Consider the following 1,018-nt stretch of genomic DNA (forward strand, 5'->3'; position numbering starts at 1 on the left):
TGTTGTCGGGTGTCCGATGGGTCGACTACCCACCGCGGCGGGCAAGCTGCTCACCACAAGTGTTGGAAGGGTTGTGGTTCGACAGGCTCACCAACCGTCATTGTTGTCATGGTTACAGACTGGTACCACTTGGGCTTTAGGTTTCCAAATCTTGCTTCTTGAAAATTGTTGTCATGGTAGTCAAGTTGTCAAGGTTGGAGGATAGGATTTCAATGAACAATTATCAATGCTCAATTATCAATTTTCAAGTGGACCTGCGAAGCGTGACTGAACACTGACCTTTCGACACTCCGCCGCAGCACGAAAGCTGCTCAGAGTGACAAAAACAGAACTCTCCTGAGGCGGACAAGTTTATCAAGTGGCTTGGAAGTATGAAGGTTGGGATGTCTTGGTACTTGTGACAATTATCAATTTTCAATGCTCAATTATCAATTTTCAATGATCAATCCTCCTGAGGCGGACAAGCTTATCAAGTAGGACTGCGAAGCGTGGCTGACCCTTCGACTTCCCGCCACGGCGGGCAAGCTGCTCACCACAAGTGTTGGAAGGGTTGTCATGGTAGGAGGATGCTAAATTATGAAGGACCGTTTCCGATTTACCTTTTACCACTTACGACTAACTACTCACTACTTACATCTCTAATCAATTCTGGCAATTCATAAAACATGGGCAGCCGAAGTAAGCAGTCAGAAAATCGGTCAGAGATAGGGAGTGTTTTTTTACTTTGCTCCGGAAAATGGGTTTGGGCGAAGGCGGATGCGTGAAGCGACTGGTAATGAAATACAGAGAGGATTCCTTGTTCTTTTAATTGGTTGGCATATTGAGTTCGGGAATCGAGGTTCTCGAATAGTAGATAGAAGAGGTGGAAGTTCGATTTGGGATTTCGGATTTGGGATTTCGGATGTAGGATGTCCGGTGTCTGATTTCTGATGTCCGATGTCCGATGTGGGATGTCCGATGTCTGATGTCCGGTTTCGGAAGACAAAGGATTGGGGTTTGGTGCTATTTTCAATTTAGC

At 46.0% G+C, this 1,018-nt stretch carries 1 protein-coding gene; it reads right to left on the reverse strand.

Annotation, left to right across the window (positions count from 1 at the left end; translation table 11 throughout):
* Nucleotides 1-619 precede the first annotated feature (619 nt).
* A partial coding sequence (locus tag ACK4HU_RS21935; protein WP_409810351.1) for a DegT/DnrJ/EryC1/StrS family aminotransferase occupies nt 620-1,018 on the reverse strand: 399 nt, incomplete at its 5' end.

Source organism: Algoriphagus sp. (assembly GCF_046296635.1).
GTDB lineage: Bacteria > Bacteroidota > Bacteroidia > Cytophagales > Cyclobacteriaceae > Algoriphagus.